Source organism: Enterococcus ureilyticus (assembly GCF_001730315.1).
Lineage (GTDB): Bacteria > Bacillota > Bacilli > Lactobacillales > Enterococcaceae > Enterococcus_L > Enterococcus_L ureilyticus.
The window spans coordinates 11280-30694 of the sequence record NZ_MIKC01000023.1 but is presented as its reverse complement, the minus strand read 5'-3'; the positions used below and the strand labels follow the sequence as shown (position 1 = coordinate 30694).

Sequence of the window (19415 nt, the reverse complement as noted above, 5' to 3'; positions counted from 1 at the left end):
GGTTTATGATTATTCCAACATCTTATGAAGAGCTTGCGGGCTATGTATCAGAAGGAAAAAGCGTCTTTTTCTTTACGGCAGATTGGTGCGGGGATTGCCGCTATATCAAGCCGGTAATGCCAGAAATCGAAGCTGAATTTTCCGCGTTTCGTTTTATTGAGGTAGACCGTGATAAGTTTATGGAGCTTGCTTCTGAGTGGACTATTTTTGGGATCCCAAGTTTTGTTGTGACAGACCAAGGGAAAGAGTTAGGCCGTTTAGTCAATAAAGACCGTAAAACGAAAGAAGAAATCGTAACCTTTTTAAAAAGTGTCAGTTAAGTTTAGACTCAACAATAACGAGCCGATTCAAGAGATAAAATAAAACAATCGGGAGATGGATACGATGTTAACACAAACATATAAAACTATTTTAGTTGGTGTAGATGGCAGTGAGCAAGGGAAGTTAGCCTATCAACAAGCAATTGAAGTCGCTAAACGAAACAGTGGTCGTGTGATTGTCGCTCATGTTATAGAAAATAAAGTCTATACAATGATGGGTTATTCTTCTTTGAATGATAGTTTGTTAGATCAAGAAACAGAAAATGCTAAAGAACTACTGGATGACTGTAAAGCATATGCTAAAAGCATTGATTTTTCTCAGATTGAACCTGTTGTAACGTATGGTTCAGCAAAAGAAGTGATGTGCCAAGACTTACCTGAAAAATATGCTGTTGATTTGATCATGGTTGGTCAGTCAGGGTTAAATGCCGTAGAGCGTTTAATGATGGGAAGTGTCAGTAGTTATATCATCCGCCATGCACCATGTGATGTGTTGATTGTTCATCCTGAAGCAAATAAAAAATAACTATCGAAGATAAAATTGGTGAAGCAAAGCGTAACCGTTTTGTTTCATTTTTTTGTTAAGACAGAACAGAAGATATATTATAAGAGAGTATCTTGAAAAATGATAAAAATGGAGTGAATTTGAAAAATGATTTTTGCTTATAACAAGGAACATGTCGGCGATGTCTTGATGGTCATCGTAGCAGATGATAAAGGACAAGAAAATCGTGTGGAACGAAAAGGAAATGTGGCAAGGGTTAGCTTGCTTGAAGACGGGCAAGTCGTTGCTTGGAACATATTTGAAGTATCCACCATATTAGGTGAAATTGAAGGCAGCGGTCAAATAGAATTGACCGAAGAACAAGTGACTAAATTAAACGAGGAACTTGCTAAAACAGGTTTTTCTGAAACAGTAGCTACTGAAAATGAGCCTAAAATCGTGATCGGTTTTGTAAAATCATGCAAAAAGCATCCTGATTCTGATCATTTATCAATCACTCAAACAGAAGTAGATAATGGTACAGTCTTACAAATCGTTTGTGGAGCGCCGAATATCAAAGCAGGGCAAAAAGTCGTAGTAGCTAAACCTGGTGCAATGATGCCAGATGGCTTGATGATCTGGCCTGGCGTATTACGCGGTGTGGAAAGTTTTGGCATGATCTGCTCAGCTGGAGAATTACGTTTACCGGATGCACCTACGAAAAAAGGGATTTTAGAATTACCTTTTGATGCAGTAGTTGGCGAAGCATTTCCAGTAGGAAATAAACGTGCCTAATTATAGTTATTATTTTTTTAGGAACTGGAAGAAAACACATTTTGTTTTCTTCCAGTCCCTGTTTATTTATGCTGATTGTACGTTTTGATTTAATCATGCTGGATCTATTGTTTCAATTTCTAATAATGTGTATGTATTGTCCCTAATCAATATATTTAAGTAAAAAAATACTTGAACAATAAATAAAGAAATGTTTTATGGTACAGATGAAGACGAGTCTTTCTAAAAAGTGATGACATTTGATTTGCAACTTATCATTTTTTTACATAGAATGAAAGAAATGAAAGAATTGTAGAGCATTTGGAAATGGAGGAGATTTTATTCAGACTCGATTTAAGGAAATGATATTGTTTCTTTTATGCATAACTATTTTTTCTGGTTGTTCTAAAATCAATAAAGAACATGACTCGACAGGATCAACAAAAATAGATAAACAAGGAAAAGTGATGACCAATGTAACACCTGCTATTTATAAAACTTACGAACAACAGGCTGAAGCGATCATCGAATATTCAGAATTGTATGATTTAGCTGTCGAATCCCAAAAGGGAAAAAAAGAGGATGGTATGTATGTGATACCAGGGTTACTTAGTACAACAACACTTGAAAATGATCAGGCAAAAACAATCGTTGAATGCGATTCTATGACACCACAAGGAGTCACCATGGCAGGCGATTACATACTTATTTCTTCTTATTGTCATGAACATAAACATAATTCAGTTTTTTATGTGTTGGATAAGAATACTCATCAGTATATAAAAACAGTGGTTCTTGAAGGTTACCCCCATGTCGGAGGGATCACATATGATCCGATTGCAAAAAATGTCTGGGTTTGTGCTCGCCATAAAGATCGAGCAGAAATTGTTGCAATTCCGATGGACAGTATAGAAAACTATGTATTAAAAAATACGCTTCAACCAATTAAGTACACACAACGAGTAGAATTACCACAAGTAAAAAGGGCGTCAGTCATTACGTATTCAAATAAAAATATATATGTCGGCTATTTTGATAGTCAATCAGATGGCAAGTTAGAACAGTACCCTGTAGATGAAAGAGGGAAAATGACAGGGCAATTGGCTTCGGAGCAAGTAATCCACACAACTATGGATACAGATAAAAGCAAAACAAATAAAACAATCGTTAAAGAGTTACAAGGAATTACGTTTGTTGAAGATAAACTAGTTGTTACTCAATCTTATGGTGCGTTCAAAAACTCTAAGTTACTACTATTTAATTATGATACAAACAAAAAAAGTTTTTTAGATAATGATATAGAGAAGGTGGTTGATCTACCAGCTCATGCAGAACAAGTATCAGCAAGTGAAGGACAAATATATGCGATTTTTGAGTCTGCTGCTAAACCTTATCGAGAAAACGAAAAAGTGTGGGTTGATCGAGTTTTAAGGATTGATACCAAAAAATTGCTTCAAGAATAATAAAATCACTAAAAGAGAATGTTTATCAGTAAAGAGCTAAAATTAACTAGATGGGAAAGTGAGCATATGACAAAATCGTATGATGTGATTGTTATTGGAAGTGGGTTAAGTGGTTTGACGATTGCTTACGGACTAAATAAAAAAGGGTTGAGTGTTGCTATTGTCGAAGCTAACAAGTTTGGTGGTGCGGTTGCAAACTACGGTAGTACTCGAAAAAAAGAGTTGGTTGCTTTTGCAGAGCTAAAACTCACTGCACAGCAACTAGCCAAAACAGGTGCGGTAAATGAACTAACGCCCAACTGGCAGTCAGCTATGGCCTATATAGATTCACTCGAGAATACTGAATCATTAGAGCATGAAACAGCATTGCGAAAGGTTGGAATCGATACAATTTATGGAGAAGCAATATTTGTGGATGAGCATCATATTGAAGTAGCTGGCTCTCAATATGAAGGGGAAAAATTTGTGATAGCAACAGGTGCAAAAAGTAGAACATTACAAATTGAAGGTAGCGATTATTTAAAAGACAGTACTGATTTTTTGACGCAAAAAGAATTGCCGAAGAAAGTAATTTTTATCGGGGCTGGGATTATCGCATTCGCCTTTATGACCATTGCTGAAGCTTTCGATACAGAAGTAACTGTACTTCAGCATGATGAGCGAGCCTTAGCTGCCTTTGACCAAGAACTTGTTTATAAACTGATTGAGTTGAATAAAAGTCGTGGAATAAACTATCATTTTGATGAACAGCTTATTGCAGTAAAAAAAAATCAAGACAATTATAGTGCCATAACGGCTAAAGGTATCGAGTATCAAGCGGATGCTATTTATTGTGTTGCTGGTAGAATACCAAATATATCTGATTTAGGAATTGAAACGATCGGGATTGAAACAGATCAACACGGTATTGTCGTCGATGAGTATCTAACAACCAACATATCAACTATATATGCATGTGGAGATTGTAGTAACACTCCTGTACCAAAACTAGCTACATATGCAGTTTGGGAGGCAGACTATTTAGTCGAACATTTGACCGGAGATGGGCTGAAAAACATAGACTATCCATTATCAGTGATGTCCACCTTTAGTCAACCTAAATTAGCCCAAGTAGGCATCTCAATTTCCCACGCCAAAGAAAATCAAGAGCTATATAGCGTTGAAACGATCGATATGACTGATTGGCTAGAATATAAAAAAAATAATGACGCTATTGCGTTAGTAAAAGTTATATATCAGAAAAGTGATAATAGAATAGTTGGTGCAACTAGCTTAAGTAATCAAGCGGATTTGTTTATTAATTATTTTACGATGGCATTGCATGCGGGATGGACTAAAGCAGAGCTGAAAAAAATTATTTTTGCTTACCCATCATTAGCGAATGATGTGTTAAGAGCGTATCATTAAAATAATATGGAAAAATAGATGCGAGTGAAGGAAATTCAAAGATTGAAGTAAGTACGATAATCTTTGGATTTCCTTCACTTTTCAGTGAGGAGAATAACAAGATGAATGCTAGCGTGTACGTGTATCTAAGGAGATCAGGTTGATTGTGCTGTAGTAAGAATGCACTATGCAGGTACCTTTTTTTATTATCAAGATTTACGACTATCTATATCAGCCTTGACAATAGTTGGTATTCATAGAAAAACTTATTAACAGGAATTGCTTTGTTACGATTACGACGAAAAAATTAAAAATCATAACATTGTTATTTTTTTCTGTTTTTTTCCATATAGTCAATCGTTGTAGGGATTATTTTCTGAACATATAACCAGATAATCAAAAAAAATATACTAGGAAATACTAAATTTACTACTGTATGGAGAGTAGCGTTTGTAATGAAAATATTTATAATCCCAGTTATGTAGCAACTGCAATAAAAGGTTAGTGCAATATTTTTAAACTTTAAAATTTTCAATTTAGTAGATTCACTTATTTTTTTTTTATACTTTAGTTCATAATTATCAGTGTTTATCAACAATGTAATCATCGTACCAAAGACACCTATTTTAGCTGTTTTATCTGCTAACAATAAGATATATGCAAGAACAAAAATAATTGGAATATATGAAATGATGTCTTTTAATTCTTCCTTCACTTTATAACCATCCGTTCGCTAGCAGATCTTTTTTATGGGGAGTACATTAATTAAAACGAGGATGAGACATTTTCCTATGACTTAAGCAACTCGAATAAGTGGTGGAGACAGAAACAACTATCTCAACCTCGTTTTATGAGATAGATTATGTTCAACAACTAGCTAAACAATAAATTTTTTTCTGAATTGATCTACATAATCAGTATCTAGTTTTAATCCCTTAAGTAAATAATTGTCAAAAGAACCAAAATGCTCTTCTAAAACTTTTTTTGCGTGACATAAATACGTTTTATCAACATTTAAAGCAAGTTCCAAAGCGTTTAGTTGTTGTTCAGTAAGTTTGCTTTTCAGTGAGTCAATGATTTGTTTATTTGCTGATTTTCTAGATTCATTTGTTTTTAGATAATCGTCCATGATACTTTGATCAGAGGCACCAGCTATTTTTAAAATAAGAGCAGCTGCAAATCCAGTACGATCCTTCCCGGCAAAACAATGAAATAAAATAGGTTGATTGTCTTCTAAAATTTCCGTAAGAAACTTACTATAACCAGACAGTGCAGAAGCACTGACTACAAGTTCCTCATAGGTTTCAAACATCGCTTTTTCGACGTCACTTTGGTCAATATTTAACATTCCTTGTAAAGAAGCGATGCTAGATGAATCCTCAGATGCTAATATATCAATATTCTCTATTGCAATGTTGTTCATATCCATATCTGGCTGCTCTGAAATTTCTGTTTTGTTTCTAAAATCATAGACCTTTTTGATTCTACAATCGTCCTCTAAAAATAGAATATCTTTTTTCTCTAATCCAACTAACTGACCACTTCGATAGAAATATCCTTCTTTTAAAGTTCCTGTAGGTACGGTAATGCCACCTATATCTCTTAAATTTGTTATCATAGTAAACACCTTTCTACATAATTTGTATATGTAATAATACTCTCGATATTTGTGGATGTAAAATAAATAGACAGATGAAATAGTTAATAGCAGAGACTCTTTATAAAAAATTAATATTTTATTTTTATAGAAGTAAGATGAGTGTTAATTTTAATTTTTTAAAATATATTTAAAAAAACAAATGTTGATTGGTGATGAAACTCCTTTGGTATCAGTCGTTTTTATGATAAAAACAGTTATTTTGAAATTAAATTAAAAATATTATAAAATTAAATATTAATATTGAATAGTTAGTTAATCAGATGATACTCTAAAAATCTAGGAAAGAGAAAACTTCATTTCATGATGTGATAATTAAATAACGAGTGTCCGGTTTTTATAATTTTTAAAGATAATGTATAATCTGAAATGTTTGATGCGAAGTAAGATTTTCAATAACGTTTTAATAGCGAGTAGATTTTAATAAAAGAACATGAATAGTCTAGTGAATTATAAAAATGTTTAATTTAAAAATTACTTTGGAAATGTTATTGAAAATCAGATGCTATTCCATTTATATGTAATTATAAAAAGAAAGAAGATGAAAAGATGAAGAAATGCATATATTTATTGTTGATTTTCTTTAGTTTTATTTGTTTGCCTAAAGTTGCCAAGGCGGAGGCGACTATTTTGCCGCCAGAACCAATTAAAAATGTTCGTTTAGATACGAATTTAAAAGGTAATCCTGATGTTAAGCTAGTTAATTTGAATTTATTGAATTCTAGATTATATACGATTGTCGATAATGATAAAAATTTATATTTTTGTTTGGACGAAAGTAAATACTATCCATCAGGTCAAGATTATAAAGTAGATATGAACAAAAAAATATCTGGCTCAGTACTATGGTTGATGCAAACTTTCTACGAAAATCAAGATACACAGAATTCTGTACCAAATGTTGAAGGATATCGTGATGCAAACGAGTTAACTAGATATGCTGCAATACAAGTTGTTATTTGGAAATTAACTGGAGGAAAATTTGATAATAAGTTAATTGAATCAAATCCTTTAATAAAAGATCTATACACAGAAGCGCAAACAAAGACCAACGATGATACCTCGTATCAAGAAGTAATCAACAAAATAAATAACGTTGAAATCAACGCAAAAGAGATTATTCCAAACGGTGACGATGGGACAAATTATAATTACTTATTGCAATTTGAAGACAATATCGATCAAGAAACAGAAAAATTACTTCAAGTAAAAGATGAAGAGATAAATATAGGGGTACAACTCTATAAGAATTCTAAAATAACCGATATTACGAAAGATACTACAATTAATAAAGACTACGATAAGCGAACAATCTCTATAGATATACCGAAAGACCTAATTGATAAAGATAAAGCCGATGATACGGTCATTTATTTTAATATAGATACACTGCTCACGACTAGACATCCCTACTATTTGGTATTTATTTCAAGTGGAGTTCAACCACTCGGTGGATACCAACCAATTGAAAGGACATTAACTACCAGAACCAGTATTGATTTAGATTTATCCGAAACATCTTTTTCAGTATTGAAAAATTGGGATGATTCAAATAATCAAGATGGCATACGTCCATTGAATTTACCTGTACAATTATATCAGAGCGATAAACCATACACGCATACAAGTAACGAAAGCCTGACACAAGGCAATGAAACTAAATTTGGTGAGGTACAAGAGCTAAATGAAGAAAATGGCTGGGAGTATATCTGGGGGAACTTACCAATAAAAGATAATAATGGAAATCCTCTATATTATACGGCTAGAGAAGAACTTGATTCAAAATATGATTTGAGTATAAATTCGACTGATGAAGGAAAAGCTATCCTTTTAACCAATACGTATAAACCTGAAACAGTTGACCTAAAAGGAGTCAAATCATGGGAAGATGGAAATAATCAAGATGGGATACGCCCCTCATCTATTGTGGTCAATTTATTAGCAGATGGAGAAATAATTCAAACAAAGAATGTTACAGAAAATGAAGGATGGGCATATGAATTTTCTGATTTACCTAAATATAAAGAGGGAAAAGAGATTGACTATACAGTGACAGAAAATTCCGTTCCTAATTATACAGCAATTAGTGATGGGATGAATATTACAAATACCCATATCCCAGAGGTAACAGAAATCAGTGGAACAAAAACATGGGATGACAAGAATGACCAAGACGGTAAACGTCCAACAACGATAACAGTAAACCTGTTAGCCAACGGAGCACCAGTTGACTCAAAAGAAGTAACGGAAAAAGATAACTGGACGTACCATTTTGATAACTTACCTAAATATAAAGATGGGCAAGAGATCGTTTATACTGTAACAGAAAATGATGTGCCAGAGTATTCAACAAGTATAGAAGGAACAACTATTACGAATCATTATACACCAGGCAAAACCAGTGTAACAGTAACAAAATCGTGGAATGATGGAAACAATCAAGACGGCATACGTCCCAACAGCATCAAGGTCCAATTATATGCGGATGGTGAAAAATCAGGAGAAGAAGTTGCCTTAAATGAAGCCAACAACTGGACAACGACTTGGACTGATTTGGCAGAGAAAAAAAATGGACAACCGATTGTCTATACTGTAAAAGAAGTAGGAAGTATCGAAGGATACAATAAAACAGTCAATGCCGAAAATAGCGGCAACATTATTATTACAAATACCCATATCCCAGAGGCAACAGAGATCAGTGGAACAAAAATATGGGATGATAAAAACGATCAAGACGGTAAACGTCCAACAACGATAACAGTAAACCTGTTAGCCAACGGAGCACCAGTTGACTCAAAAGAAGTAACGGAAAAAGATAACTGGACATACCATTTTGATAACTTACCTAAATATAAAGATGGGCAAGAGATCGTTTATACTGTAACAGAAAATGATGTACCAGAGTATTCGACAAGTATAGAAGGAACAACTATTACGAATCATTATACACCAGGCAAAACCAGTGTAACAGTAACGAAATCGTGGAATGATGGAAACAATCAAGATGGCATACGTCCCGACAGTATCAAGGTCCAATTATACGCGGATGGTGAAAAGTCAGGAGAAGAAGTTACCTTAAATGAAGGTAATAACTGGACAACGACTTGGACTGATTTGGCAGAGAAAAAAAATGGACAACCGATCGTCTACAGTGTAAAAGAAGTAGGAAGTATCGAAGGATACAATAAAACAGTCAATGCCGAAAATAGCGGCAACATTATTATTACAAATACCCATATCCCAGAGGTAACAGAGATCAGTGGAACAAAAATATGGGATGATAAAAACGATCAAGACGGTAAACGTCCAACAACGATAACAGTAAACCTGTTAGCCAACGGAGCACCAGTTGACTCAAAAGAAGTAACGGAAAAAGATAACTGGACATACCATTTTGATAACTTACCTAAATATAAAGATGGGCAAGAGATCGTTTATACTGTAACAGAAAATGATGTACCAGAGTATTCGACAAGTATAGAAGGAACAACTATTACGAATCATTATACACCAGGCAAAACCAGTGTAACAGTAACGAAATCGTGGAATGATGGAAACAATCAAGATGGCATACGTCCCGACAGTATCAAGGTCCAATTATACGCGGATGGTGAAAAGTCAGGAGAAGAAGTTACCTTAAATGAAGGCAATAACTGGACAACGACTTGGACTGATTTGGCAGAGAAAAACAAGGGACAACCAATCGTCTACAGTGTAAAAGAAGTAGGAAATATTAAGGGATACGACGTAACAATCAACGCCGGAAATGTCGGCAACATTATTATTACAAATACGCATATACCCAAAAATGGAGTAAAGGGTAGTGATCCTGAAACGCCAAGTAAAAATAGCCTTAATAAAGATTATCCAGCAACAGGAGAAAAAATTAGTTGGATTTTCTATGCAATAGGAATACTATTGATAGTAATTGTGGGGTATGTAGGCTTAAAAAAGGTAAAATACCATAAGTGAATTGATTAGAAAAAAATACGGATCGCAAAAATTAATCCTTAAATAAGAGATAATAAAAGCAATATAAAGTTGTATTAAAGGTATAAATTTCAAATGAATGGTATACTTAAGAAAAAATTTGAGGTGAATTTTATGTATAAAAAAATAGTAACAGTAGTTGATGTATTTGGAGAACCAAATGGAGTATTAGCTGAAGTCATTACTATGTCGCAAAGAGAAAATTCTGAACTTCATTTATTAATTAACAAACCTGAAATAGAAGCGCTTGAACAACTGAATTATCTACCATATGATAGTGGAATGTATATGCCTTATGAATATGATATGATTAAAGAGAATGACGAAAATTATCAAAAAGATGTGGATAAGGTTATTTCGAAAGTCAAAGCCGAAGGCGTAGACAAATTGGTGACTACAATTTATAGTGGCAGTACAAAATCTTTTATCAATAAATATATCGAAAAAAATAGTATGGATTTAATCGTCCTAGGTAGCTATGATGAATTATTGTCTAAAAGAGAACTAGAATCTGTCGCAAAACATGTTATAAAGAATACGACTAGTAATCTACTTATTTTGAGATGATCCCGATATATGTTAAATTTAAACGTGAATAAAATAGCTTGAAGTGGTTGCTTCTGCTCCCACCGTCTATACGGATTCTTTGAGTCTGAGATATAACTCGTAGAGTTATGTCCCAGACTCTTTTTAGAGCTATCTTAGCTGTACTGATGAGGAGTTTTATCTGTAATTAGTTTCATAAAAAAAGATGTCGGTGATTATTCAGCGACATCAGAACGTGTAGATTCGATATATAGACTTTACTTACATTTGCTAGTCGCCGTTATATTCAGCAAAACTAGGCCCATTTGAACGAACTTTATCTTGTTCTCCTTCTTCTAAAGAGGTAAACAAAGTACTATCATTTAAAAAGGTATTCCAATCTGCATCCATCATGGCATTTAAATCTTCTATAGAACGGTGACCCAAAACCTCAGTATTCAAACCATCACCTGTAATGAAATGTCCATTTTCATCATGCTTCGCATTTTTTACTGTATCTAAATCGTATTTTTTACCAAATAATTTATCCCATTTTTCGCGCAATTTGTGAGCCATAGTGCATCCCTCTTTCAATATTTTTACTGTATCTTTATTCTACAATATTCTTTGATTTATTCCTCCTATAAAGCTTTATGAATAAAGCAAAAAACTAGGCTGTACTTTTTCATGTCATTGAAAAGAATACAACCTAGTTTTATTTAACTGAAATTATGGATTTTGAGAATTATCTGAGTTGGATGAGTTTTGTTTAAGTGCGGATTGATCGATAGTTAAATCAACATCTACGCTTTGTTCTTTTCCATCACGATAGAAGGTAACTTTCATCTTGTCGCCGACTTTTTTCTTGTAAAGTGCGCTTTGTAAGTCAGTGACAGAATCAATATCCTTGTCATCGATTTTAGTGATAACGTCGTATCGTTCAAGTCCTGCTTTGTCGGCAGGTGTTGCTGTCTGAACAGAACGAACAAGTACGCCCATTTGAACAGTATCAGGAAGCTTCAAGATTTCTTTTCTTTGTTGTGTTGAAACATTTGTTAATTCTTCCATTGTGATTCCCAATGCTGGACGAGTCACTTTGCCTTCTTTTTCCAATTGATTGATGATGCTTACTACATCATTACTTGGAATCGCAAAGCCCATACCTTCAACACTGACTTGGCTTTCAGATTGAACGATTTTAACTGAGTTGATCCCAATCACTTGCCCTTCAATATTTACTAAAGGACCACCGGAATTTCCTGGGTTGATCGCTGCATCTGTTTGGATGGCATTAATATTGATCGCTTGCCCATTGTTTTCATTTTGGATATTTCTGTTTAATGAAGAAATGATCCCTTGCGTTACGGAGTTCGCATATGCTGAACCTAATGGAGAACCAATCGCTAAAGCTGGTTCACCGATTTTCAAGTTATCAGAATTGCCGAATTCAGCAATTGAATCCACTTTATCAGAAGAAATTTTGATTACGGCAAGGTCAGTATAAGAATCAGTACCGACTAATTCGCCTTCCACTTTTGTTCCGTCATGTAAAACAACCTCTAATCCTTTTGCCTGATCTACTACGTGATTGTTGGTAACGACATAAGCTGTTTTACCATCTTTTTTATAAATCACGCCACTTCCTTCACTGGCCGCTTGTAAATCACTGCCATCGGATTCAGCGCTGTTAGAGTCGCTGCCGTCATTTCCGCCAAAGATACTACCGAAACCGCTAGTGTCACTACTTTGACTAGGGCTTTGTAAGTTGATGACCGAAACAACAGAGTCTTTGACTTTGTCAACGGCTTTAGTCACATCACTATTAACATCCAAACTAACATTGGTTACTTTGGTGTCGCCTTTATTATCTTTTACTGTACTAGTTGTTGTAGAGGAATTAGACGAAGAAGAATTTTGCCCCATGATCGCATAAGCACCACCAAAGGCTAACGCACCTCCGAGTAACCCACCAATCAAACCAATGCCAAATTTTTTGAATAATCCATTTTGTTTTTTATCTGAACTAGGTGTAACATCTTTTTTTTGCATACAAGCAACCTCCTATTTAATTATCATTATTTGTTATATTTAGTATAGTCTTTCAAGACACCTTTAGTCTACCCAAGAGCTTTGAATTTTTTATGAACAAGTTAGGGAGAAAAACAGATATAAATAATGAAAAAAGATTATTACTGGAATACTTATACACAATAAAGTGTGAAGAACTCTTGAAAAACAGAGGAAAACCCCTGTGAAAAAGTTATCCACAAAATGTGGATAATGTGGATAAACAAATGGGAATATGTGTTTGTATCTCAAAATACGATGAAATAAAGGCTGATTCAGCATAAAGCTGTGGATAAGTCTGTGCATATGTGTATAACTTTGTGGGAAAGTATGTGGAAGACTCAAAACATTCATGATAAAATTGTTAACAAGTAAAAGAATCAAGTAGGAAGAGACGTGAAATCTATGAAAATAAAAATCATTACTGTGGGTAAGCTGAAAGAGAAATATTTAGTTCAAGGGATCAATGAATATTTAAAACGTCTGCAAAGTTATGCAAAGGTCGAAATGATCGAGGTGGCAGATGAAAAAGCACCAGAGAATCTAAGTGATGCAGAGATGCTGCTAGTCAAGGGAAAAGAAGGCGAACGAATTCTAGCAAAAATCAGTGATCAAGATCATGTCTTTGTTTTAGCAATCAACGGCAAGCAGTTTAGCAGTGAGGAATTTTCCAAAGAGATCGATCAACTTGGCATTAATGGAAAGAGCCAATTGGCTTTTGTGATTGGCGGTTCACTTGGATTGAGTGAGGCAGTAATGAAAAGAAGTCAGCAGCAGATGTCATTTGGAAAGTTGACGTATCCACATCAGTTGATGCGATTAGTTTTGGTGGAACAGATTTATCGTGGGTTTCGGATTATGCGGGGGGAACCGTATCATAAGTAGGGATATTTTTTTGCTTATTAACAAAAAGTATAGAAAATAGATATGCTCTTTGGTAAAATTAAATAGACACAAAGTTAATGACTTGTTAAAAAGGAGAGTGAAGCATGTCGATTAATAGTAATTCTAGTATTGCCAGTGGGGTTTCAGCCTCATTTAGTCAATCAGCTAGTGCATTAAATAGAATATCCGTTTCTGTCAGCTCTGGACAAATCAACGTGGCTGGTAATAGCACTGCAATTGAAAGTTTTTCAACCTTTCAATCTAGTCTAAAAGGTGTGTCTAACAGTATTGTAAAAGCAGGGGACAATATAAATTCTGTTGCGAAAGAGTTTGAACGCATTGACCAAAAAATTGCGCAGTTACCTACTCTTTCAATTGGAGGGATAAGGTAATGACGTTAACTTCGCAACAACGTTTTGACGATCAAAACTACCAGTTTCGAAATCAACTGGAAGAACTTCAAGAAGCACAACGAGATAATAAGAAAGACCAACAGTTTATTGAACAACTACAAGAACGATTCTATGCGTTACAACAATAAGAACAACGAATCTATCAGGAATCTCTAAATGAAGTAGAATCAGAAGAGAGAGCTTTTTTTGAGGAACGACAGGATGATAGTTTTCACTTATCACGACAAGCATTACAAGAATTTGAAGAGGAACAAGAACAGTTAGCGCAAGACCGTAAAACCTTGTTAGAAAAAGAAGACTCGGTCCATTCAGCACATCGAAACTTCTTAAAAACAGAAGAGAAGGAGATGTCGAATGGGACTTAAATTTATTGTGTCAGAAGCACAAGCTAGAAGTTTACAAGCAACACAGGTTAGTAGTCAGGCACAACAAGCTGTGTCTTCCTTACAACAAAGCATCCAACTGTTCTTGTCTGCGCCTTTATCCAGTAAAGCCTATGATTCGGCTAAAAATTATTTTATGGTGGCGTATACGCCTATTTGTCAGTCCATTATCATGACTGCGGAAGCTTTTACCAGTGCGCATAAGAAATTTGTAAGTGAATATCAGGCTACTGTTGGTGGAGAAGATATAGATGAGGACAAAATTCAAGCAGAGATTGATCAATATCAAGAATTATTACACACGATTGACGACTTGATTCGCGATGCGAAAAGGCCGCGACCAGACTTAGAAAGACGTTCGATGAACGCTTATGAGGCCATGCAAAAGCGAAAAGAAAAACTGGAGAAATTACGGACATACAGCGCTCAGTCAACAAGCTTTTTTAGTGAATATACTTCTTCTCAACAAGAATTGAATACAGCGATTAATCAAGTAAAGGATTGTAAAGCGTGGAATGCCTCTACAGGGACTTTTGATATCAGTAAGTTAGATATGAACTGGGCAAAAGCTATTACTACTCGTTGGAAAAATAGAGAAGTAGCTAAAGCAAAGCAAAAAGAAGAAGCGTTTAATAACAACTTAAAGAAACTAGAAGGCTATACTATTTATGCATGGCCATATGAAGACCCTGTAACTGGGAAGGTTTCAGTTAATTGGTTTATAGATAAAGATGGCCGCAGACTTGATAATAGTGAATTACAAAACTTCTTAGAACAACATGGAACGGAATTAGATCCCAGTTATTATCAAATTGTCGATTGGAAAAAAATCAGAGATTTAGAGAATGATGCCTTAAGACGAGGAGAAACCTATATAACAGGTCAAAAATATGAAGGACTATCAAAAGGTTCTATACAGTTGAGTGGCTATATTTCTACAGGATATGCATTCGCACAAGATAGTGGACTATATGATCTTGCTATGATGGCGGGGCTTTCTTATGCAGGTTCTAAAGCGAAGGTTTCAACTCCAAAGAAATCTAGTGGGACTAAACCTCCTAAAACTGATTTTGGTGCAGAAAATCCAGTATCTGGAAAAGACTGGAATAATTACTTTAAAGATAAATATGGTGCTGGAAATGTCCAATGGAAACCTAACTCTTTTGAAGATATAATAACTAATCCACAGAGATTATATGGTTGTACGCCTAATGAAATTAAATCAATGTTAGGAGATGGTTGGTCATTTAAATCTTATGGTTCAAATGGTTTGGGTTGGGAATTTTATAGTTCAGAAGGAAGAATTTTTTATCATGCAGGTGGAGGCATACATGGAGGTTCATATTATGGATATGCAACAGGTCCTACGGGAAGAGTTAAGATAGTTGACGATATGTATATACGTACATTTGATGACAAGGCGACTATCATACCAAGAGATAAATGAGGTGAGATAAATGGAAAAATTAACAACAGAACAGTCTTTTGAATACTACCTTTCTTCTTTAAATAGACTAGGTATGAATACACTTAATTTAGAAGACAAGGAAATAAAACATGAAATATTTGAAGAGTTAGCGATTGATTATCCAGCTTCTTTTAGTCAATATACACGGGAAGTACTAGAAGATAATGACATAATTGATAGAAATATTTCTCTTCTAAGTAAACAGCTCCAAACAAAGCTTTTAGAACTCGAAAGGGGAGAAGTTTTTTGGAATGTAAAAGCAGTAAAAACGACATCAGAATGGAAAGAAGTTTTACAATTATCTGATGAGATAAAGGAATTGATACATCAAAAATGGACAAACGAAGAGTTAAATTTTTTATTAGGTAAATAATAATTTTTGATCATGAGATGTCCTCAAGTTACAATATTAATCAGATTAAGTACTATCTAAGATCATTTAAAAATTAAGTAAAAAAGGCACTTTACTACCTAATTGAAGTCGGATAGTAAAGTCTTGGCTAGTGAGTGCAAACTCACTAATCAAGTTGCTAATATCTAGGTTACATATGATGAGATGGAAGCATCTCCTACATTGAAAGAACAAGTGTCCATTTTAGAGGAGCAAGTAGGGACCTATGAAACCGTGAAGAGTTCATTAATCGAAATCGAAGAAGAGTCAGACGTAACGGAGGAAGATTTTTCAGGTATTACATTTTACAGTGATGCTTCAGTGAAATTGTACGACATCGATTCAGCCTACATTAACCAACTATTAGGAACATATGCAATAGTTCGGATGTCAGAGAAGAACTAGAAAAAGCCTTGCAAAAATTAAACAAAACAGAACAGAACAAGTCAAGGACGTCTATCGTTCTATCCTAACGGTAATTGACCAACATCAATTACCAGAAAATGAGGATATTTTTAGATTGAAGCGACATTTCTTTACTCAAGAAAGAAATCAACTGATACAGGCATTTGCCAACGAATGGTTCGCATCAGAAGAAGAGCTTCAATCCTCAGCAATGCAATATATGATCGGGATGGACCCGATTCCGAATATGGGAGCAGTCATAGAAAGTAAAAACTATGAAGAATACAGGTCAATCCATCCAGAAATGAAACCGTTTAAGTACCCACAAGCGATGAAACGAGCGTGGTGAGAGGTGTTGGATGATGCAGTGATACCATTGGAAGATGAATTAAGATAATTAAAAAATGCGAAGAAGTAGAAAATGAATAAAAAAGTTGTATTTATAGTGGGCAATGGCTTCAATTACTTTCTAAGTCAATACGTAAATGAGGAAAATAAAAGTGTATTATTAAAAAAAATAGTAACAGAAGGTCATTATGAAGAAGACACAAAAATTTGGCTGGATAAATTAAAAATAGGATTAGATGAATATTGTAATTTGTTAGATTTTTTGAAACTAGAGAACTATTCTGAAACGGGAGAAACACTATTATCTAGGTTATATCACTTCTTTAAGAGTATAGACAACGATATTAGTAACAATGAAACCGAAGAATATACTGAGGAAATCAATAAGAACTTAGAAAAGCTAGTTGTTAAGAAAATTGATACGATTTTTAAAGATACAGCAATCTTAATAGATGAAAAAAAGAGTAAGAAAAGTTATATTAATACAACTGCTCGAAGAATCATGTTTAGCCTAAGGGGAAATTCTTTTGCTAAAAATATTGATAATTTAGTAAAGAAGATGATAAATACTTTAATTTGGTGTATACATTTGTTGCTAAGGATTTGTATAAAGTGTTGAGAAATGAAGTTATAGATTATTGATATAGAAAATAAAATTTTTAATTAATTTTAAGAAAGATTGAGGTTTTGATGTGGAAAAAAAACTAAATAATTTAATAAAAGAATCCGATTTCATTGATAAAATGCATGAATCTTTTGTAATGACTAATAGTGATACTGATATTATTGATACAGGGACAATGGAAAATTTAAAAAAATTAGATGAGTTATATGTAGATATAAACGGTCACTTAGAAAGTTTAGTAAAAAAAAGTATGAGATCCAGTGGTGTTGTATCTGGTTTACGTGGAACAGGAAAAACACATTTACTTTTACTAGCAAGGGAAAGAATAAATCACACTAGTGAAAAAAACTTTTGTTTTTACATTAATTTGAAACAACTTAATTTTCCAGAAAATTTAGATTTAGATGCAACTAACAAAATTTTTAGTATAAAAATTTATGAAGAAATATCAAAGCAGTTGTTATATCATTTTGAACAAATAGAGTACACCTTTTTTGAATTTTTGGTTAAAAGAAAAGGTAAGTATAAAATATTGGAGGCTATAAATTTCTTAGAACAGTGTCTATTTACAGCATCTATAGGTAATTTAACAATAAATGATGATCAAAAAATGAGAGTAGAAAAAGAAAGGACACTTGAAAATATTAACGAATCAATAGAAAAAATGAATATGAAATTATCTTCTAAGAATGGAATGAGTATTGATGCTGAGCTTAATGAAAAAGAAATTTCAAAGGACTTGGACAGACTTATGACTCATTCAGATATGAGAAGGTATCTTGATATTTCAACTTTTAAAGATAATATGAAAGAATTATTAGATATATTAGGGAAAGATAGATTTACATTCTACTTTGATGACTGGGAAAAATTGAGAAATAAAGATAAAAGTTTACAAGAAAATTTATCAAAATTTATAGATACCATCAATGTCAATCCAATTTTTATATGGATTGGAATAGTTCCTGGAAGAGGGGATTTACATAGCTTGGTTCAGGGATCAGACCTTCCTCATAGAATTGATTTAGATGATAGTTTGATATTTGAGAAATCTAGTACAGAATCAAAAAAATGTCAAAAATATTTTAAAGAGCTGGTGGAAAAAAGACTAAATTATTTTGTTCCAGATAAGAATCTTAAAGTGACAGATTTATTAACTACACAAAATTTTTTTTTACTGATACATGCATCTATGGGGAATTCTAGAGATTTCTTAAATATGTTGTCGAATTCCTGGGATGGCTATTACTCAGCTAATAAAGCATCTAGAGGAAATACACATAAGAAAATTAGTAAAGATATGGTTATATCATCTATTGAGAATATTAGTACCCAGAAAATTGAGAATATTGTTAATAAACCTGAAGTGATGGATATTTGGAATGATATAAAGAAATTTTGTTTAGAGAAAGAGTATAGTCATTTTGCTATTAAAACAAATTATGAAAATAATATTTTAGTTAGACATGAGTGGTTTGAAGAATTAATCTATCAAAGAATTATCCATAGAAGAAGACGGGGAATGTCACAAAAAGAGGCATCTTATGATGATGTAGATATATATGCAATTAATTACAGTATGATTTATGATAGAGTTGCTGGAAGAAATAAAAAAATTGAATTTGTCTTAGACTCAGATATAATCCATAATAAGATTAGACGATATATATATTCACCAGCAATCATTTTTTCTACAATTGAATCTAGGCGTAATGAAATTGCCAAGTGTAAACATTGTGATAAAGAAGTCAATAAGAATGATAATGAGTATATGTGGAAGCAAAAAAAATGTCCTAGTTGTGGTAGTGAATTGGATATTTAATATATATTT

At 33.6% G+C, this 19415-nt stretch carries 18 protein-coding genes and 1 pseudogene; 15 read left to right on the top strand and 4 right to left on the bottom strand.

Annotated elements, in window-relative coordinates:
* Positions 1–5: 5 nt before the first annotated feature.
* The 5 genes from BCR24_RS09250 (at position 6) to BCR24_RS09230 (ending at position 4448) form a co-directional block, all read left to right on the top strand.
* Positions 6–320: a thioredoxin family protein gene (locus tag BCR24_RS09250; protein WP_069640267.1), complete on the top strand. Its 315-nt coding sequence runs from the start codon at positions 6–8 to the stop codon at positions 318–320.
* Positions 321–384: 64 nt separating this feature from the next.
* The gene (locus BCR24_RS09245) at positions 385–846 is read left to right on the top strand and encodes a universal stress protein (RefSeq protein ID WP_069640266.1); all 462 of its coding nucleotides are present in this window, start codon (positions 385–387) and stop codon (positions 844–846) included.
* 126 nt (positions 847–972) lie between these two features.
* Positions 973–1599 (top strand): YtpR family tRNA-binding protein, encoded by a 627-nt coding sequence (gene ytpR / locus BCR24_RS09240; protein WP_069640265.1) that lies wholly within the window; start codon positions 973–975, stop codon positions 1597–1599.
* Positions 1600–1940: 341 nt separating this feature from the next.
* A complete protein-coding gene (locus BCR24_RS09235; RefSeq protein ID WP_100630471.1) occupies positions 1941–3041 on the top strand; it encodes a hypothetical protein in 1101 nt (366 codons plus the stop codon).
* Positions 3042–3107: 66 nt separating this feature from the next.
* Entirely contained in the window at positions 3108–4448 is a 1341-nt protein-coding gene (locus BCR24_RS09230; protein WP_069640439.1) for a dihydrolipoyl dehydrogenase family protein, read from the top strand.
* 304 nt (positions 4449–4752) lie between these two features.
* Here the strand turns inward: BCR24_RS09230 and BCR24_RS09225 are convergent, their stop codons facing one another.
* Entirely contained in the window at positions 4753–5142 is a 390-nt protein-coding gene (locus BCR24_RS09225) for a hypothetical protein (RefSeq protein WP_069640263.1), read from the bottom strand.
* Positions 5143–5304: 162 nt separating this feature from the next.
* Positions 5305–6045 (bottom strand): tyrosine-protein phosphatase, encoded by a 741-nt coding sequence (locus BCR24_RS09220; protein WP_069640262.1) that lies wholly within the window; start codon positions 6043–6045, stop codon positions 5305–5307.
* Positions 6046–6633: 588 nt separating this feature from the next.
* Between BCR24_RS09220 and BCR24_RS17295 the strand changes: the two genes are divergently transcribed.
* Both BCR24_RS17295 and BCR24_RS09210 read left to right on the top strand, forming a co-directional pair.
* Positions 6634–10056 (top strand): Cna B-type domain-containing protein, encoded by a 3423-nt coding sequence (locus BCR24_RS17295; protein WP_083244368.1) that lies wholly within the window; start codon positions 6634–6636, stop codon positions 10054–10056.
* A 132-nt stretch (positions 10057–10188) separates the two neighbouring features.
* Positions 10189–10641, top strand: coding sequence for a universal stress protein (locus tag BCR24_RS09210; protein WP_069640260.1), 453 nt, complete (start codon positions 10189–10191; stop codon positions 10639–10641).
* Between the two features lie 249 nt (positions 10642–10890).
* Here BCR24_RS09210 and BCR24_RS09205 read toward each other — a convergent pair whose 3' ends face one another.
* Both BCR24_RS09205 and BCR24_RS09200 read right to left on the bottom strand, forming a co-directional pair.
* Complete coding sequence (locus BCR24_RS09205) at positions 10891–11175, bottom strand: hypothetical protein (RefSeq protein WP_069640259.1); 285 nt, start codon at positions 11173–11175, stop codon at positions 10891–10893.
* Between the two features lie 153 nt (positions 11176–11328).
* Positions 11329–12648 (bottom strand): S1C family serine protease, encoded by a 1320-nt coding sequence (locus tag BCR24_RS09200; RefSeq protein WP_069640258.1) that lies wholly within the window; start codon positions 12646–12648, stop codon positions 11329–11331.
* Positions 12649–13071: 423 nt separating this feature from the next.
* Here BCR24_RS09200 and rlmH point away from each other — a divergent pair, with 423 nt between their 5' ends.
* The 8 genes and pseudogenes from rlmH (at position 13072) to BCR24_RS09160 (ending at position 19406) form a co-directional block, all read left to right on the top strand.
* Positions 13072–13551: a 23S rRNA (pseudouridine(1915)-N(3))-methyltransferase RlmH gene (gene rlmH / locus BCR24_RS09195; RefSeq protein WP_069640257.1), complete on the top strand. Its 480-nt coding sequence runs from the start codon at positions 13072–13074 to the stop codon at positions 13549–13551.
* A 104-nt stretch (positions 13552–13655) separates the two neighbouring features.
* Entirely contained in the window at positions 13656–13943 is a 288-nt protein-coding gene (locus tag BCR24_RS09190) for a TIGR04197 family type VII secretion effector (protein ID WP_069640256.1), read from the top strand.
* On the top strand, positions 13943–14092 hold the full coding sequence (locus BCR24_RS16885; protein ID WP_157804695.1) for a hypothetical protein: 150 nt from the start codon (positions 13943–13945) through the stop codon (positions 14090–14092). Before BCR24_RS09190 ends, BCR24_RS16885 begins: the two co-directional genes overlap by 1 nt.
* Before the next feature lie 226 nt (positions 14093–14318).
* Complete coding sequence (locus BCR24_RS16495; RefSeq protein ID WP_083244366.1) at positions 14319–15794, top strand: T7SS effector LXG polymorphic toxin; 1476 nt, start codon at positions 14319–14321, stop codon at positions 15792–15794.
* Between the two features lie 10 nt (positions 15795–15804).
* Positions 15805–16188 carry a hypothetical protein gene (locus BCR24_RS09180; RefSeq protein WP_069640255.1) on the top strand — a complete coding sequence of 128 codons (384 nt, stop codon included), beginning with the start codon at positions 15805–15807 and terminating at the stop codon, positions 16186–16188.
* 168 nt (positions 16189–16356) lie between these two features.
* Positions 16357–16960: pseudogene (locus BCR24_RS17110) on the top strand (type I restriction endonuclease subunit R, EcoR124 family); the annotation flags it as partial.
* A 72-nt stretch (positions 16961–17032) separates the two neighbouring features.
* Positions 17033–17578 carry a hypothetical protein gene (locus BCR24_RS09165; RefSeq protein WP_069640252.1) on the top strand — a complete coding sequence of 182 codons (546 nt, stop codon included), beginning with the start codon at positions 17033–17035 and terminating at the stop codon, positions 17576–17578.
* Positions 17579–17651: 73 nt separating this feature from the next.
* Positions 17652–19406 (top strand): hypothetical protein, encoded by a 1755-nt coding sequence (locus BCR24_RS09160; RefSeq protein WP_069640251.1) that lies wholly within the window; start codon positions 17652–17654, stop codon positions 19404–19406.
* Positions 19407–19415 lie beyond the last annotated feature (9 nt).

Bases quoted from the DNA above. Each gene is read 5' to 3' on its own strand.
- rlmH (WP_069640257.1), top strand. From the start codon at position 13,072: ATGAAAATAAAAATCATTACTGTGGGTAAGCTGAAAGAGAAATATTTA.
- ytpR (WP_069640265.1), top strand. From the start codon at position 973: ATGATTTTTGCTTATAACAAGGAACATGTCGGCGATGTCTTGATGGTC.
- BCR24_RS09250 (WP_069640267.1), top strand. From the start codon at position 6: ATGATTATTCCAACATCTTATGAAGAGCTTGCGGGCTATGTATCAGAA.
- BCR24_RS16885 (WP_157804695.1), top strand. From the start codon at position 13,943: ATGACGTTAACTTCGCAACAACGTTTTGACGATCAAAACTACCAGTTT.
- BCR24_RS09210 (WP_069640260.1), top strand. From the start codon at position 10,189: ATGTATAAAAAAATAGTAACAGTAGTTGATGTATTTGGAGAACCAAAT.
- BCR24_RS09230 (WP_069640439.1), top strand. From the start codon at position 3,108: ATGACAAAATCGTATGATGTGATTGTTATTGGAAGTGGGTTAAGTGGT.
- BCR24_RS09180 (WP_069640255.1), top strand. From the start codon at position 15,805: ATGGAAAAATTAACAACAGAACAGTCTTTTGAATACTACCTTTCTTCT.
- BCR24_RS09190 (WP_069640256.1), top strand. From the start codon at position 13,656: ATGTCGATTAATAGTAATTCTAGTATTGCCAGTGGGGTTTCAGCCTCA.
- BCR24_RS16495 (WP_083244366.1), top strand. From the start codon at position 14,319: ATGGGACTTAAATTTATTGTGTCAGAAGCACAAGCTAGAAGTTTACAA.
- BCR24_RS09220 (WP_069640262.1), bottom strand. From the start codon at position 6,045: ATGATAACAAATTTAAGAGATATAGGTGGCATTACCGTACCTACAGGA.
- BCR24_RS09205 (WP_069640259.1), bottom strand. From the start codon at position 11,175: ATGGCTCACAAATTGCGCGAAAAATGGGATAAATTATTTGGTAAAAAA.
- BCR24_RS17295 (WP_083244368.1), top strand. From the start codon at position 6,634: ATGAAGAAATGCATATATTTATTGTTGATTTTCTTTAGTTTTATTTGT.
- BCR24_RS09200 (WP_069640258.1), bottom strand. From the start codon at position 12,648: ATGCAAAAAAAAGATGTTACACCTAGTTCAGATAAAAAACAAAATGGA.
- BCR24_RS09235 (WP_100630471.1), top strand. From the start codon at position 1,941: ATGATATTGTTTCTTTTATGCATAACTATTTTTTCTGGTTGTTCTAAA.
- BCR24_RS09245 (WP_069640266.1), top strand. From the start codon at position 385: ATGTTAACACAAACATATAAAACTATTTTAGTTGGTGTAGATGGCAGT.
- BCR24_RS09165 (WP_069640252.1), top strand. From the start codon at position 17,033: ATGAATAAAAAAGTTGTATTTATAGTGGGCAATGGCTTCAATTACTTT.